Source organism: Streptomyces sp. NPDC004658 (genome assembly GCF_040609555.1).
Classification (GTDB): Bacteria; Actinomycetota; Actinomycetes; order Streptomycetales; family Streptomycetaceae; genus Streptomyces.
Window position 1 is genome coordinate 1 of sequence record NZ_JBEXKG010000439.1, and the last position, 1,066, is coordinate 1,066.

General features: G+C 65.9%; 1 pseudogene. It reads right to left on the reverse strand.

The window, feature by feature from the left end:
- Positions 1-1,066 (reverse strand): annotated as a pseudogene (locus tag ABZV94_RS41995) (LCP family protein); the annotation flags it as partial.

Consider the following 1,066-nt stretch of genomic DNA (forward strand, 5'->3'; position numbering starts at 1 on the left):
CTGGTCGGCCTGGTTCGGCGCGTACTCGAGCGTCGTCTTGGCAGCCTTCGCCGGGGCGTTGGCCTTGTTCGTGGACTTCAGGACTCCCTTGTCGTTCTGCAGCCACGAGACGGTCTGCTGGGCACCGCCGGCGATCTCCCCGCCGTTGTACACGTCTACGCGGACGTCGGCCGCTGCCGCCCTGGTTCCCTTGAGGAGCGCGTTCTGCTTGCTCTTGGCGGCCTTCTTCTGCGCGGCCACCTCGGTCAGCGAGGTGTCCGCCTGCATCATCGAGAGCAGTTGGGGCGCCTTGACCGGGTCCACAACCACCGTGATCGGCTTGGGCTCCGCCGGGTTGTCGATCACCGGCAGCGTCACGAACGTGATGTTCTACGTGTCGATCTTGGTGAGCTCCTTGGCGAGCGTGCTCAGCTTCGACACCGAGTCGATGGCCGAGTCGACCGTCAGCGCCTTGGTCGCCGAGTCCGCCAGCTTGTACAGCTTCGTCGGGCTCGTCAGCGTGTCGTTCGACTTCATCTGCCGGATCATCGAGCCGATGAACTGCTGCTGGCCCTTGATCCGGTCGAGGTCGCTCCCGTTGGCGTAGGCGTGCCGGGTCCGTACGAACGCCAGCGCCTCCTCGCCCTGGACCTTGCTCGGGCCCGCCGGCAGGTCGAGGTGCGACTTGTCGTCCTTGACCGCGTGGGCCAGGCAGATGTTGACGCCGCCGACCGCCGTGGACAGTTCCTTCACCGCGTTGAAGTCGACCATCATGAAGTGGTCGACCTGCAGGCCGGTGAGCTCCTTGACGGTGTCCATCGTGCAGCCCGGGTCGCGGCCGTCCTGGCCGAGGCTGGTGTTGAAGCGGACGTTCTGCGTGCCCGGAATGGTCTTCTCCGAGCCGTCCGCCTGCTTCGCCTTGCAGTCCGGGATGTTGGTCATGAGGTCGCGGGGGATGCTCATCGCCGTGGCGTTGGTGCGGTCCTCGGAGACGTGGAACAGGATGTTCGTGTCCGCGTGGCCGGTACTTCCCTTGTCGCCGTAGCCCTCGTTGCCCTTGCCGGTGCGCTTGTCCGTACCGATGACC